Below are 14,728 nucleotides of genomic sequence, written 5' to 3'. Positions count from 1 at the left end.
TAAACAGCTGCTGAGCGGATTTCCATGAATTACTTTCCCAAGTAAGAAAAACACGCCCTTCCAGACAAGTTAGCCGCGGGTTCTTAGCATGGAGCCTGATTTATCAGCCTCGGCGACCGGCATCGCCGGGCTTATGGCGGAGGTGTCATGGAGGTTCATCGCGGCGGCCCGAGGATGGGGTCTTATCAGAGCAAATCGAATCTGGGGGTTCCCCTCAGGTTGGTTTACATGGAGCAGTCCGAGCTGTCCCTTGCTGCCCTTTTCCCGGGGAGGGGTCTGCCGCGAATAGTTCACTGGGGCGATCCAGTGGCCGATCCGCAGGCCCTTCTGGGAACCTATGACGCTCTGGCCCCGCAGCGGGTCTCAGGAGGACTGGACCTGACGGCCTGGCCCAGCATCCTTCCGACCCAGTCCGAGGCTTGGACCGGACAGCGCCGACTGCGCATCTGCCGCAGCGGTGTTGAGGTCTTTTGCCGCTTCCAGGTGGTGTCAGTCGATTTGGGCACAGCCCAGGTCCGCCCTGACGGCTCCGCCGTTCCGACGCTGAAAGTTCAGGTATGCGACCGGGGCCAGGGCGTGGGGCTGACTTGGCAGTGCCAAGTGCTTTCGTCCGGTCTAGTCAGGCAGCGTGCGGACCTGTTCAACCTGGATAAGGTCAGAGAGCTGGATGTCAACGGCTTGGAGCTGGCTTTCCCCTTGCCGGCCGAGGCAAGCGAGATTCTGACCACCACCGGTCACCACCTGCGCGAGCGCAGCCCGCAACGCCAGCCATTGACCGTAGGCCGTCTGGAGCGTTCAAGCTTGGTGGGCCGGCCGGATTTTGATTCCTCCCTGGTCATGTGCGCGGGTCGACCCGGGTTCGGATTCGAGCATGATGAGGTATGCATGGTCCACTTGGGTTGGAGCGGCAATGGTCTGCTCAGCGCCGAGCGGATTCCTTCAGCTCCCGCATTGCTGGGCGGCGGCGAGATTCTGATGGCGGGAGAAATCGCGCTTCCTCCTGCTGATGGCCATTCCGGCCAGCCAGCGTATTCCACGCCCTGGCTCTATGGTTCCCGGGGCAAAGGGTTGGACCAGGCGGCCAATAGGTATCATGCTTTCCTGCGATCCCTGCATCCCGGGTTGGCCTCACATCCCAGGCCTGTCACTCTGAACACCTGGGAGGCGGTCTACTTCGACCAGTCCTATGACAAGCTGGCTGCCCTGGCCGAACAGGCCGCCCGTATAGGTGTGGAGCGTTTTGTCGTTGATGATGGCTGGTTCCAGGGCAGGCGTTCGGATGAGGCCGGACTGGGGGACTGGTCCATCGATCGGCAGGTATGGCCCGAAGGGCCTAAGAGCCTGGAGGCTCTGGCTGCCAAGGTGCATCAGCTGGGAATGGAATTCGGCCTCTGGTTCGAACCCGAAATGATCAGTCCAGACTCAAACGTCTTTCGCGCACATCCTGACTGGGTCATGTCCCCGGGGCCTTCCCGGCTGCCTGTCGAAGGCCGCAACCAGCAGGTCATGGATCTGACCAATCCCGATGCCTATGGCTATGTGTTCGATGCCATGGACTCGCTCATTGCGCTTATGAGCATCGACTACATCAAATGGGATCACAATCGTTACGTGACCGAAGCCTGCTCGCCCCGGTCGCGACGTCCTGCCATGCATGCGCAGACCGAGGCGGTCTATAGAATCATGCGCGACCTGAAAACCAGGCATCCTGGCTTGGAGCTTGAATCCTGCGCTTCAGGGGGCGCACGCATCGATCTGGGCGTATTGGAATATGCTGACAGGGTTTGGGTCTCGGACTGCGTGGATCCGGTCGAGCGGGCTGACATCCAGCGCTACACATCCTTACTGCTGCCGCCGGAGATGATGGGTGAGCATGTGGGCGATTCCCCGGCCCATTCCACCGGCCGTGCCACCTCGCTCGGTCTGCGTGCGGCCATGGCTTTCTTCGGCCATATGGGCGTGGAATGGAACCTGCTTGCCGTGCCCCAGGATCAGCTGGATGAGCTGGGGCGTTGGATTGATCTTTATAAGCAGTGGCGACATATGCTGCACACCGGTCGTGTAGTGCATGGCGACGCACCCGACCCGGCAGTCCGCTTGGATGGAGTAGTCTCTGCTGGCGGCTCGCAGGCGCTCTACCGCTTCACCCAGTTGACCTCTTCGGTCAATTACCCTCCGCAGCCCTTGGCGCTTCCCGGTTTGGATCCCAAGGCTGATTACAAGATCAGACCCTTGGATGTCTGCCGTGACCTGGATCGGATCGGCAACGGACAGAGCCCTCTGGCCTGGTGGCGTTCCCAAGGCGTGGTCCTTCCGGGCGCGGTCTTGGGCGCTCAGGGAATCCGGCCACCGGTCATTCACCCGGCGGAGGCAGTGATTTTTGAAGCGAGCCGTATCTGAATCCGTCCAGTCGTTTCCTCGTTCATTCGGGCTTATCGGCCTCTCCGGGGCCCTGCAGGTACCGGGCAATTGCTCTGGCCGCCGGTGCTTGGGCCCAGCGGAGCCAGTCGCCGTCAATGATTTTCACGGGAACCTCGACCATCTGGCTGTGGCGGAATGATGCAGTGCCCTTGCGTACGGATTCGACGCACCTTTTCATCAAATAGGAAGTCTCCCCGCCAACCAGAACCTTGTCAGGCAGGGCCACGTTGGCCACCAGAGCGATCAGCACCCCTAGCCGATAACCGGTCAGATTGAGCAGGGTCTCCGCCTGTGGCATGTCCTCCTCCAGGTCTTTGACCAACTCGTCAAGGCTGGCAGCCTGCCCGATGGCATGCGAGTACTGCTCAGCCAGGGAGCCTGTAGTCAGGCACTGGGCGCAGCCACGATGACCTAGATAGCAGCCCGGTCCGTCCGGATCCACCAGCTGATGGCCAATCAGCCCAAAACCCTCATCCGGTGAGGAGACAGGCATGCCGTGCTCGCTCAGGGCATAGCCGATGCCGGATCCCATGGTGATCAGAGCGAAACGATCCAGCCCGATGCCCTCGCCGAACCATCCTTCGTACAGGGCCAGAGCATCGAGATCGTTGAAGACCAGACAAGGCAGATCACATGTATTCTCCATCTGGGTGGCAAGATCAATGGGTTCGCTCCAGTGCAGGAAGGGGGCGTAGGTGACGATCCTGTCTCCCTCCGCCCGACCCCCAAGGGAGATGGCAAGGCCGGAGGGGCTGGGCAGCCCGGCCTGGCTGATCTCGCGCATGCATTCCTGGGCAAGGTCTGACAGCATCCTTACGACCTGGCCTGGGCTTCGCTGTCGAATGTGATGACTGTGGGGCTGGCCGACGGGTCGGCAGGCCAGGTCCGTCGCCGTGGCCAGGGCGGTGCCGCCGTGAAGATTGATGCCGATGAAGGTCTTGGCTTCCCGGCGGATGATCAGAGCCTGCTGCGGTCTGCCTACGCTATTGGAGCTATGATTGCCGTCATCCTGTCTTCCTGGGTCTTTTTTTGCCTGCGGCAGTGTGCGTGCCTCTCTGATGACCCCGCGGTGGGTCAGATCGTTGGTGATGCGCGATACGGCACCCTGGGTCAGGTTGAATCGCCGTGCCAGAGCTACTCTGGAGATCGGGCCGTGCTGGAGGATTTCAACGGCGATGCGGTGGGTATATTGGGAGGCCGTGAACCAGGCTGGGAACGGCCGTGCTTCTCCTAGGCGGTAATCGTTCTCGTGATGGTTTGAGCTCTGGTTGTCTCTGTCGGCCACGGTGCCTCCTTACGGAAAATTGGTCCGACCTGATTGCGGACAAACCCCATGCACTGAACAGCATATCTTAATTACTTTCTTAACGAAAGGAACTCGCCGGGGCTGGGAATGAAATATCCCTGTCCCCTATGCTGGTCCGCAGAATCATCTAGGTCATTGTTGCCCGTGCGGATGGTAAAGGAGCCAAATATGAAGGATATCGGCAGTAGGGAGGGATCCGGGCTTGGTCGAATGACGACCTGGGTTCGCAACGGAGTCGCCTCGCTCCTGGCTCTGCTGACCGTCGTGGCCATGGCGGGCTGCGGCTCAGCAGATTCAGGCCAAGTCACTCTGGACTTCTTCCAGTTCAAGTTCGAGGCCGCCGACCAGTTCAAGGCCATGGTTGCACAGTTTGAGAAGGAGAATCCTGACATCAGGGTGAACATCAATAATTCGGCCGATGCCCAGACGGATTTGCGCACTCGTCTGGTCAAAAACCGGGTGCCCGACGTCATCACCTTCAACGGCGATATCAGCTTCGGCATGTTCGCGGCATCCGGGGTCTTCCATGATTTCACTGACGATCCCTTGGTCAAGGGGCTCAATCCGGGCATGGTGTCGATAGCCAGGAATCTGGTCCAGACCAAGGATCCTTCGGCCAAGCGCCTGTATGGCCTGCCCTTTGCCGGCAACGCCAGCGGGTACATATACAACAAGACGCTTTGGCGAAAGGCCGGGCTTGACCCTGACAATCCGCCGCGCACCTGGTCGGAGTTCACGGCTGTCATGGACAAGTTCAAGTCCCTGGGCATCGAACCTGTGCAGGGCACTCTCTCTGATTCCTGGACCGCCCAGGCCCCCTTGGCGTCACTGGCGGGGACCCTGGTCCCCGAGAGCAGGTACAGGGATCTGATGGCTGGGAAAACCGATTTCAAGACCCTGTGGACGGAGCCGGCTCGGCGCGAGGTCGAGCTCTTCAGCCATTCCACTGGCGACAAGGGCGTCACCTACCAGCAGGGCACCCAAAATATGGCCAAGGGCAAGGTGGCGATCCTTCCCCTGGGAACATACGCCATACCGCAAATCAGGATGATCGAACCGGATGTGGACCTCGGATTCGCCCAGATGCCCGCGAATGATTCCCGCTCCCGGCAGATATTGACGGCTGGCGACGATGTCATGCTGACCATGGGCGCCAGCACCAGGCATCCCAAGGAGGCCATGCGGCTGATCCGTTATCTGATGCAGCCCCAGCAGCTGCGCACGTATGCCAAGGCCCAGACGGCCTTCACGCCGACCAGAAAGGTGGAGGCAGGTGATCCGGCCCTGAACGGGGTTCTTCCCTTCTTCCAGCAGAACCGCTTGGCCGACTTCTGCGACCATTACATCCCCTCTTCCATCAATATCGGCGGCTATCTGCAGACAATGGTCACCAAGGGGGATGTGGATGGCTTCATCGGTTCCATGCAGAACGAATGGGACAAGGTCCAGGCAAGGAACTTCCAATGATGAAAGGTCAGGATTCAGACATGGCACAATCCAAGGTCGTCGGCATCCGTACTGCTGACGGAACAGCCAAGGTCGGGAAACGGCCTTCAAGGTTCTCCAATCGCAAGGTCGACCGCGCTTTCTACTGGATGGCGGTCCCTGCCGCCCTGATTTTCACGCTCTTCCTCTATGTGCCCTTCCTCCAGGGCGTGGCCTACTCTTTTACGAATTCCCAGGGATACGGGCGCTTCTCATGGATCGGCTTCAAGAATTACGGCGCCCTCTTCCGTGACGGCCGCGTGGGCCACGCTTATCTGTTCACTTTGCTGATCGCCATCCTGATCACCCTGCTGGTCAACTTCATCGCCCTGTTCATCTCGGTGGCGCTGAATGGAAAGATCGCTTTCAAGAACGGGTTCCGGGTCATCTATTTCATCCCCTACACGCTCTCGGTTCTGGTCATCGGCTATGTCTTCAAATACATCTTCATGACGCCCCTGCCGGCTCTAGGCAAGGCCCTGGGCATCAGCTGGCTCTCCCAGTCCCTGCTGACCAGCGAGCACTATGCGTGGATCCCCATCGTCTTCCTCTCGGTTTGGCAGGCGGTGGCTTATTCGACCCTCATATATCTGGCGGGTCTGCAGACCATCGACTCGGAGGTTTATGAGGCTGCATCCATCGATGGCGCCAATGAGTGGCAGAAATTCTGGAGGATCACCTTCCCCTTGATTGGTCCATTCTTCACCATCAACCTTGTGCTGACTCTGAAGAATGCCTTCAACACCTTCGACCAGGTGGTGGCTCTGACCGCAGGAGGGCCCGATTCCAAGACCGAAACAGTCACCTACCTCATCTACAAGGGCGGCCTTACCGGAGGCGAGTACGCCTACCAGACAGCCAACGCGGTCATGTTCTTCATCGTCCTGGCTGTGATCGCATTCATCCAGCTGGGCATTTCCAGAAGAGGGGAGAAGATCTGAGATGGCACAGACAGCGCTTATGCAACCGCAGACACCGGCACAATCAGCAGAAAGAAGGGGAAGGCGGCATTGGGGATCCCCGGGATCGCACCTCAAGAGGGTCAACTGGTGGCTGACGGCCACCGTGGCTGTGCTCTCCCTGACGATTCTTGTGCCGCTCTACTTCACCGTGGTCACGGCTCTGAAGACCCCTGCGGAAGCCGGAACCTTCAGCCTGCCCTCTTCCTGGCAGTGGCACAATTTCGCCGATGCCTGGAACAAGGTCAACTATCCCAAGGCCGCTCTGAATTCAGCCGTCGTCACGGTCTGCGCAGTGGCGCTCACCCTGCTGACCAACACCTTCGTGGCCTATGCCGTGGCCAGGAACATGGACAAGCGCTTCTTCCGCTTCCTCTACTACTTCTTCATCGCGGCCATGTTCGTCCCCTTCCCCGTGGTCATGCTTCCCATCGCCAAGCAGTTCGGCAGCTGGCACTTGGACAACGTGCCAGGTCTGATCCTGCTCTACGTGGTATTAGGACTCGGCACCAACCTCTTCATCGCCACGGGGTTCATCCGATCCATCCCCACCGCTCTTGAGGAGGCCGCCCGATTGGATGGCGCAGGCACTTGGAGGATATTCTGGACCATCATCTTCCCCCTTATGGGTCCAATCAATGCGACCATCGCCATCACCACGGCTCTCTGGGCCTGGAACGATTTCCTCATGCCGCTGATTGTCCTGACGGATCAGACCAGTCAGACCATCCCTCTGGCGCAGTATGTCTTCAGCTCCCAGTTCGCCACCAACTATCCGATGGCCTTCTCCAGCTACCTGATGGCTCTGGCGCCCATCCTGATCGTCTACCTGTTCGCACAGAAGTGGGTCATCAGCGGCGTTATGAGAGGAGCTGTCAAGTAGCCCAGCTAGGACAGGCAGTCAGGGCGGCCTATAGTGGAGGTCACAGAACAAGGAAGTCCCAGGAATCCAATCTTCGTGAGGAGGGCCATGACCCAGGAAGAACGCATGCAGCTGCCCGATAGGGTGCGGACCAACGGAGCCGCCCCCAATCCCTGGTGGGCCAACGCGGTGGTCTATCAGATCTATCCGCGGTCCTTCCAGGACACCAACGGTGACGGCTACGGCGATCTGCCGGGCATCACCCAGCGGCTGGACTACTTGGCCGACCTGGGCGTGGACGTGATCTGGCTGAGCCCGGTCTACAAGTCTCCTCAGGATGACAACGGCTATGACATCGCCGATTACCAGGACATCGACCCCATGTTCGGCACCATGGACGATATGGATGAGCTTCTGGACCAGGCCCACCGGCGGGGCATCAAGGTGGTCATGGACCTGGTGGTCAATCACACCTCGGACGAGCACGCCTGGTTCCAGGCCTCCCGCAACAGGGATGACCCGCACGCCGACTGGTACTGGTGGCGTCCCGCCAAGGCCGGCCGCGAACCCGGCACCCCTGGTGCAGAGCCCAACCAATGGGGGTCCTACTTTGGGGGCTCCGCCTGGCAATACGATCCGCAGCGCGGCGAGTACTACCTGCACCTGTTTTCCAAGAAGCAGCCCGACCTCAACTGGGAGAACTCACAGGTCCGGCAGGCTGTCTTCGGCATGATGAACTGGTGGATGGACCGGGGCATCGACGGGTTCCGCATGGATGTGATCGTCATGATCTCCAAGACCGTCGACTCCGAGGGCCGTCTGCCCGGCGAGGACGGATCGGCCATTGCTGACGGTTCTGTAGGGCCCGAGGGGTACTCGTCCTCGGCGCCCTTCTGTGTGGACGGCCCCAGGCTGGACGAGTTCCTCAGACAGATGCGCAGCGAGGTCTTCCAAGGTCGGCATGGCTACCTGACCGTGGGGGAGGCTCCCAGCCTGGCCCCTGCTCGCAGCGGGCAGATCACCGACCCGGCCAACCACGAGCTGGACATGCTCTTCCTCTTCACCCAGACCGAGGTTGACACCGGGGACAGCAAGTGGGACATCCGCCCCTTCCAGGTCTCCCGGCTCAAGGCGGCCATGAACGAGCAGCAGCAGGCTGTGGCCAAGGCCGGGTGGGCCAGCCTCTACTTCGACAACCACGACCAGCCCAGGATCGTCTCCCGTTGGGGCGACACCTCCAGTGATGAGCTGCGCTCCCGTTCGGCCAAGGCCCTGGGACTCCTCCTGCACATGCACCGGGGAACCCCCTACATCTATCAGGGCGAGGAGCTGGGCATGACCAACGCCGGCTTCACCAGCCTGGACCAGTACCGGGATCTGGAGTCCATCAACCTCTACCACCAGCGGGTCGACCAGGCGCACGAGCAGGATCCGGAGTCCATGATGGCCGCCCTGGCTTATATGAGCCGCGACAATGCCCGCACCCCCATGCAGTGGGACTCCACCAAGTTCGCTGGCTTTACGGCTTCATACGCTCCTAAGGAGCCCTGGCTGGCCGTCAACTCTAATAGAAACAAGGTCAACGTCAAGACCGAGCTGCGCGATCCGGATTCGGTCCTGGCCTTCTACCGGGAGCTGATCCGCCTGCGGCACACCAATCCGGTCGTGGCGGCCGGCGACTTCACCCTTCTGGATCCGGATGCGGACCGGATCTATTCATTCACCCGTTCCCTGGACCAGGTGCCGGAGCCCAAGTCGGGACCTGAGGCTGCCAGTGTGCTGGATGCCCTGCCCTGCCAGCGCCTGCTGGTTGCGGTCAATCTGAGCAGCCGCCCAGCCTCGCTGCCGCCTCAGACCGCTGCCATTCTGGGCCTGGATCAGACCGGATTCACCTCTATGGCCCTCGGGGCGGTGGACCCCGACCGGATCCTCATAACCACCTACCGGCCTGAGCAGACAGCCAGCTCCCTGCTGACCAGCCGCCTCTCCCCATGGGAGGGTTTCGTCTACCGACTCTGAGGAAAACTTCGCCGTCGGCATGCTTTCCCGGCTAGAGTGGAAGTCAGCGATGCCCCGTTGTGCCTGTACGGACCGGTTGGGTCCCCGGGTTCCGGGGCGATGGGTCCGCGTCATGGCAAGTCGTGACGACTTCGTCGCGGACGGAAAAAGAAAGCGGGTTGCATGTCTCGTCTGATCATCGTCTCCAACCGTTTGCCCATGTCACTGCAGGCACGGGAGGACGGCTCTTACACTTTGCGCCAGAACGTCGGAGGGCTGGCCACGGCGATCGGCCCCTACCACCGTTCCCATAAGGACAGCCTTTGGATCGGCTGGAGTGGTATCGATCCTCAGAAGTACTCCGAAAAGGAACTGGCTGGGATTCGTCAGGCCTACCGGGAGAGCCGGTGCATTCCCATCTTCCTAAGCAAGGATGAGCTGAACGGCTACTACGCCGGATTTTCCAACAACACCCTCTGGCCCCTCTTCCATGACTTCTCGCATGAGGCGGTCTTCCGTCAGGAGGACTGGGAGATGTACCGCAAAGTCAATATGCGTTTCGCGCAGGTGGTGGAACCGCTTATTCGCAAGGGCGACACCATATGGATCCAGGACTACCATCTGATGCTCCTGCCCAAGATGCTGCGCGAACGCTACCCTGATGCCTCCATCGGCTGGTTCCTGCACGTGCCCTTCCCCAGCGCCGAGATCTTCCGATCCCTGCCCTGGAGTCGAGAGATCCTGGAGGGCGTCCTGGGCGCCAACCTGATCGGCTTCCACACGGTGGACTTCTCCGCCAGCTTCCTGGCTTCGCTGCACAGGCTGCTGCCCGAACTGCCAATCAACCATGACGGCGTGGTCGAGATGCCTGACGGCCACCGCGCAGCCATCGACGCCTTCCCCATCGGCATCGACTACAACCTCTACCGGCGTACTGCCCATTCCAGCCTGGCCAGGGCCATGCGCCGAGGGATCGACGAGGTCTGCGGCAAGTCCCCCCGTCATCGCTACCGCACCTCGGTGACCGCTGAAGGGGTCGCAGCCAACGAAGCCGCCGCGTCGGACGCCAACTGGTGGAGCCACTACATGAAGGAGGACATCCCCGAGTCCACGCTTGCCAAGCAGGCGGCCTCCTCGGTGGGCAGCCGGTCCAACAAGGTCATCGTCTCGGTGGACCGGCTGGATTACACCAAGGGTCTGCCCGAGCGGCTTCAGGCCTTCGGCCGCATGCTGGACAAGTACCCTGAATGGGTGGGCCATGTCACCTACTACCTGCTGGCCACCCCCTCGCGTGAGGTCGTCGAGTCCTATCAGCGGCTCAAGGCCCAGGTGGATCAGCTGGTGGGCGAGATCAACGGCCGCTACTCCCTGCTGGCCTGGACCCCCATCCACTACATCACCCGCTCCCTGTCCATCAAGCCGGTCTGCGGTATATACACGGCTGGCGATGTAGCCCTGGTCACCCCCCTGCGCGATGGGATGAACCTGGTGGCCAAGGAGTACCTGGCCTGCCATGACGGGCGCGACGGCACCCTTGTCCTGTCGGACATGTGTGGGGCGGCCGACGAGCTGACCGATGCCTTCATCGTCAATCCCTACGACATCGACATGGTCTGTGAGGCGCTGCACAACGCCCTGGAGATTACTCCCGAGGAGTCCAAGCGGCGCAACATTCGCATGCAGGCCCGGCTCAAGGTGCGCACTGCAGCCAACTGGTGCGCCTCGTTCCTCGACTCCCTGCGGCAGGTGTCCGCTCCTGGCATGACAGATAGAAGGCTGCGTATGGATCACCACAACGCCATCGTTCGTCAGTGGGACGGCGCCCATCGTCGTCTGGTCCTGTGTGATTATGACGGGACGCTGACCCCGCTGGTTCGCCGTCCTGAGCGGGCTAAGCCCACCCAGGCCCTCCGCCGTCTGCTGACCCAGGTTGGGAGCAATCCCGATGTGGACTTCCTGCTGGTCTCCGGCCGCAGCCATCAGATCATGCAGGACTGGTTCGGCAACCTGCCGGTGGGGCTGATTGCTGAACATGGCGCTTGGAACCGGAACCTGCCTGGCAGCGACTCGGACGAGTGGCAGCGGGCGAAAGGCCTGCCCGACTCCGATACCTGGCAGAAGGTGATCCGGCCCATCATGGATGAATCGGCCACAAGGGTTCCTCGCTCCTTCGTGGAGAGCAAGTCGGATGCGGTTGCTTGGCACTACCGGATGAGCGACGCCCAGGTGGCCGACCAGGAGCGTCAGGATCTGCTCCATCGCCTGCGCGGAGTAGTGGTCGGCCTGGGGCTGATGATCATGGAGAACTCCAAGGTCGTCGAAGTCACCCCCGTGGCCACCAGCAAGGGCCAGGCCATCCTGCCCTTCGTCAACAGCGGCGACTACGACTTCATGATGGCCTTGGGCGACGATGAAACGGACGAGACCATGTTCGCCGTCATGCCCGATAAGGGCTGGACCATCAAGGTCGGGCCGGGCCAGACCAAGGCCCGTCTGCGGGTCAATGACCCGACTGCGGTCACCTTGCTGCTGGCCGACCTGGGCGCCGGAGTAGCCCGTGACTCTGATGAACCTGTGGCCTCCCACGACTTCCGCGATGACCATACCGTGGTCGACGAGGCACATGCCCAGTCTACTGACGACAAGTAGGGCAGGTGATCGCTAGCCCCACCGGTGACTGCTGGTGAAGTTCGATAAGCTTGCGGGCAGCTGGCGGTGATTGACGCTCACCGCAGTGACGGCATGTGATGACCGGGGGCGGATGACCATGGGCTGTAGGTTGCGACTGTTGCCTGCCACTACCTGTCAGCGACGACTGTCGGGAACTGCCGACAACTTTTTCGGGTGTTTAGATGTCCGAGTGCTCACATCTTTTGGTTTTCGATAAGTTTGGGTGTCCACCATGTTGACGGCTGACCCCGTTGGCCGGGCTCGCCGACCATACTTGGAGCATGGATGCCTCAACAATCACTGCCTGTCTCGAGTCCGATCATGCTGCTGATCTGCGTAACGCCGCACGTCGTCTGGAGGGTGTGGCCCGCCACACCCTTATCGAGCAATCCGATGACCTGGGTGCTCGGATAGGCCATCGTGTTCTGCTCAAGCCGGAGAATCTGCAGCTGACCGGATCCTTCAAGATCCGTGGAGCTTACAACAAGGTGGCCTCGCTGAATCAGGACGAGCTGGACCGCGGCATCGTCACCGCTTCCGCTGGCAATCATGCCCAGGGGGTGGCTTTTGCCGCCCGCAGCCGGGGCGCGAAGGCCACCATCGTCATGCCCAGGATCACGCCGCCGCTCAAGGTCGATGCCACTCGGGCCTATGGCGCCGAGGTTGTCCTGCAGGGTGAGGTCTTCGATGAAAGTTCTGATTACGCCCTGGGGATGGCGCGTGATCGCGGCATGACCTTCATCCCGCCCTTTGATGACTACGAGGTCGTCTGCGGTCAGGGGACTATCGCCATGGAGATTCTTCAGGACGTGCCCGATGCCACCGATATCGTGGTTCCCCTGGGTGGGGGCGGGCTGGGCGCCGGCGTGGCGCTCGCTGTAAAGACTTTTAAGCCTGAGGTCAGAGTCATCGGAGCCACCCCGGTTGGATCTCCCGCCTGGCGTGAATCTCTGACAGCTGGTCATGTGGTTGCAGCAGATCAGATGCGTACGGCTGCCGAGGGCGTAGCCGTCAGACGTCCCGGCGATCTGAACTATGCTCTGCTCAGCCGCTATATGGATGATCTGGTCCAAGTGACTGAAAGCGACATCTCCGAGATGATCCTATTCATGCTGGAGAAGCACAAACTGGTGGTCGAGGCAGCCGGTGCCGTCTCCCTTGCAGCACTGGGCCAGTTGGATCTGCAGTCCGATGTCTTCCGGTCCGCCCCAGGGCCGCACGTGATCGTCCCCATCATCTCGGGTGGCAACATCGACACGGTCACCATGGGCGCAGTCATCCAGCGTGGAATGATTTCCCGCGGGCGCATCATGCAATTCGGCGTGGAATTGCCCGACGTTCCCGGCCAGCTGGTCAATGTGGCCACGGTCTTGGCCGATCTGCGTGCCAATGTGATCGAGCTCAACCATGATCAGTTCAAATCCTCTGGCCACTATGACAACGGCGTGCTCTTGGAGGTGACCGTGGAGACCAACGGCCCCGACCACATCACCCAGATTTTGGATACCTTGCGCAGTCGAGGCTTCCAAGTCCATCAGAACTACTGACTTGGTTTCCCGGTCGGAACCAGGCTCCGGTGCCCGTCATCCAGGCTTCCGCGATAAGGATCATGGCCGGGTGAACAGCTAGAATGGCTCCCTATTGCTGAACTTGGCTGATGGGACCCATATGAGCCTGTGGGATCTATCAGAAATCTGCAGAATGTCACTCTGCTTCAAAAAAATAGGCGGAGCAGTCAGCGAATCATCCCTGTCCGGCGATGGTTTTGTCGACGAGTTTGGGCAGCGCCTCTTCGATGGGTTCGTGGATGAGCCGGGTTGCCAGAGAATCATACCGGGTCGAGCCCATGTTCATGATGGTGATCGGTACGCCAGCCTGGGCTGCCGCCGGCACCAGCGAGGCCGCCGGATAAACCTCCAAGGTGGAGCCGATCACCCAGAATTGATCGGCCTGGCTAGCCAGCCTCATGCTCTTCTCCATGGCTCCCTCGGGCAGGGCCTGACCGAAGTAGACCACATCGGTCTTGATGATGCCGTTGCATGGCATGTTGCCTTGGTAGGGCATGGGCTTGTGGCAGTGCGGATCGGGTTCCTGATCAAGCTTGGCCATGATGTCGGCTGTCCGGTATGCCTGACCGCATTTCATACAGTGGGAGGTGCCGATGGTTCCGTGAAGGTTGACGATGACGTCCTCGGAGTTGCCGGCTTTCTCGTGGAGGGCATCGAAGTTCTGCGTAGCCAACAGGTTCAGCATGCCTGCCTGCTCCAGCTTGGCCAGTGCCTTGTGGGCCACTCCCGGTTGGGCCTTCCATACAGGCGACTCCTTTTGCCACCGCCATGAATACTCCCGCTGTTTCCGGTCGCTCATGAACAGGTCCAGGTCATAGACGCTCATTTGATCAGGATGCTTGGTCCAAACCCCGTCAGGCCCGCGGAAATCCGGTATGCCGGCTGAAGTCGAGATGCCCGCCCCGGTCAGTACTGCAATTGTTGTGCTCATACACCCGTCTTACCATCCGTCAACAGAATCCATGATCCGCAAATCAACATAGTGCGTGAATGTGCACCTATATCAATACCGGCATTCATAAGCTGTGGATGATAGAGGATAGAAGACTGAAGGCGAACTCAGCATCGAGCATGACCGTCCATGATCTGAATTCAAAATGACTATTAAAGGATTGTGCTGACACGCCGATCCAGCTGTGGCCTGACCAGCACTTTGTGAATAAAATGTGTGCATGAAGTCGTGAGGGTGCGCTGAAGTTCCTTCTTCGCGGGGCTCAAAGCCAGAAAGTCTCATGCAGCGACACGCCGTTTAAAGGCCTGCTATTGCTTGTTTTGACCGTCCCTGCGTGAGGGCCGAGTTGCGTTTTGGCCGGCTCGTGGTAGGTTTACTTCTTGCTGCCCGGCAGTGATGAGAACTCTTCGGAGGGCTTGGAGTTGTTGGTGTGGTGGTGGTTTGAGAACTCAAGAGCGTGTTTGTGCTACTTATAGCTTTTTGATTGCCAGTCCGATGCCCGCCCGG

9 protein-coding genes are annotated in these 14,728 nt (G+C 60.3%); 7 read left to right on the top strand and 2 right to left on the bottom strand.

Translation table 11 applies throughout. From position 1 onward, the window contains the following. The first annotated feature begins 174 nt into the window (after positions 1–174). The gene (locus J3T92_RS08015; protein WP_416378885.1) at positions 175–2,400 is read left to right on the top strand and encodes an alpha-galactosidase; all 2,226 of its coding nucleotides are present in this window, start codon (positions 175–177) and stop codon (positions 2,398–2,400) included. A gap of 22 nt (positions 2,401–2,422) precedes the next feature. On the opposite strand, the gene J3T92_RS08010 is transcribed toward J3T92_RS08015, so the two are convergent. Continuing rightward, the gene (locus tag J3T92_RS08010) at positions 2,423–3,706 is read right to left on the bottom strand and encodes an ROK family transcriptional regulator (RefSeq protein WP_267400942.1); all 1,284 of its coding nucleotides are present in this window, start codon (positions 3,704–3,706) and stop codon (positions 2,423–2,425) included. A gap of 231 nt (positions 3,707–3,937) precedes the next feature. On the opposite strand from J3T92_RS08010, the gene J3T92_RS08005 reads away from it, so the two are divergent. The 6 genes from J3T92_RS08005 (at position 3,938) to ilvA (ending at position 13,248) form a co-directional block, all read left to right on the top strand. Beyond that, the gene (locus J3T92_RS08005; protein ID WP_267401078.1) at positions 3,938–5,194 is read left to right on the top strand and encodes an ABC transporter substrate-binding protein; all 1,257 of its coding nucleotides are present in this window, start codon (positions 3,938–3,940) and stop codon (positions 5,192–5,194) included. Positions 5,195–5,214: 20 nt separating this feature from the next. Then, complete coding sequence (locus J3T92_RS08000) at positions 5,215–6,153, top strand: carbohydrate ABC transporter permease (RefSeq protein WP_267400940.1); 939 nt, start codon at positions 5,215–5,217, stop codon at positions 6,151–6,153. A 1-nt stretch (position 6,154) separates the two neighbouring features. After that, positions 6,155–7,054 carry a carbohydrate ABC transporter permease gene (locus J3T92_RS07995; RefSeq protein ID WP_267400939.1) on the top strand — a complete coding sequence of 300 codons (900 nt, stop codon included), beginning with the start codon at positions 6,155–6,157 and terminating at the stop codon, positions 7,052–7,054. Between the two features lie 87 nt (positions 7,055–7,141). After that, complete coding sequence (locus J3T92_RS07990; protein ID WP_267400938.1) at positions 7,142–9,052, top strand: glycoside hydrolase family 13 protein; 1,911 nt, start codon at positions 7,142–7,144, stop codon at positions 9,050–9,052. A gap of 162 nt (positions 9,053–9,214) precedes the next feature. Further along, positions 9,215–11,680, top strand: coding sequence for a trehalose-phosphatase (otsB, locus tag J3T92_RS07985; RefSeq protein WP_267400936.1), 2,466 nt, complete (start codon positions 9,215–9,217; stop codon positions 11,678–11,680). 302 nt (positions 11,681–11,982) lie between these two features. Next, positions 11,983–13,248 (top strand): threonine ammonia-lyase, encoded by a 1,266-nt coding sequence (ilvA, locus tag J3T92_RS07980; RefSeq protein ID WP_267400935.1) that lies wholly within the window; start codon positions 11,983–11,985, stop codon positions 13,246–13,248. 196 nt (positions 13,249–13,444) lie between these two features. On the opposite strand, the gene J3T92_RS07975 is transcribed toward ilvA, so the two are convergent. Next, complete coding sequence (locus tag J3T92_RS07975) at positions 13,445–14,200, bottom strand: Sir2 family NAD-dependent protein deacetylase (RefSeq protein ID WP_267400934.1); 756 nt, start codon at positions 14,198–14,200, stop codon at positions 13,445–13,447. Positions 14,201–14,728 lie beyond the last annotated feature (528 nt).

The organism is Bifidobacterium sp. B4081, assembly GCF_026537335.1.
In the GTDB taxonomy this organism is placed as follows: domain Bacteria; phylum Actinomycetota; class Actinomycetes; order Actinomycetales; family Bifidobacteriaceae; genus Bombiscardovia.
This window is presented reverse-complemented; position numbering and strand designations above follow the sequence as displayed.

Excerpts from the sequence above, each read along its gene's own strand:
- J3T92_RS08015 (WP_416378885.1), top strand. The coding sequence starts at position 175 with ATGGGGTCTTATCAGAGCAAATCGAATCTGGGGGTTCCCCTCAGGTTG.
- J3T92_RS08005 (WP_267401078.1), top strand. The coding sequence starts at position 3,938 with ATGACGACCTGGGTTCGCAACGGAGTCGCCTCGCTCCTGGCTCTGCTG.
- J3T92_RS08000 (WP_267400940.1), top strand. The coding sequence starts at position 5,215 with ATGGCACAATCCAAGGTCGTCGGCATCCGTACTGCTGACGGAACAGCC.
- J3T92_RS07995 (WP_267400939.1), top strand. The coding sequence starts at position 6,155 with ATGGCACAGACAGCGCTTATGCAACCGCAGACACCGGCACAATCAGCA.
- J3T92_RS07990 (WP_267400938.1), top strand. The coding sequence starts at position 7,142 with ATGACCCAGGAAGAACGCATGCAGCTGCCCGATAGGGTGCGGACCAAC.
- otsB (WP_267400936.1), top strand. The coding sequence starts at position 9,215 with ATGTCTCGTCTGATCATCGTCTCCAACCGTTTGCCCATGTCACTGCAG.
- ilvA (WP_267400935.1), top strand. The coding sequence starts at position 11,983 with ATGGATGCCTCAACAATCACTGCCTGTCTCGAGTCCGATCATGCTGCT.
- J3T92_RS07975 (WP_267400934.1), bottom strand. The coding sequence starts at position 14,200 with ATGAGCACAACAATTGCAGTACTGACCGGGGCGGGCATCTCGACTTCA.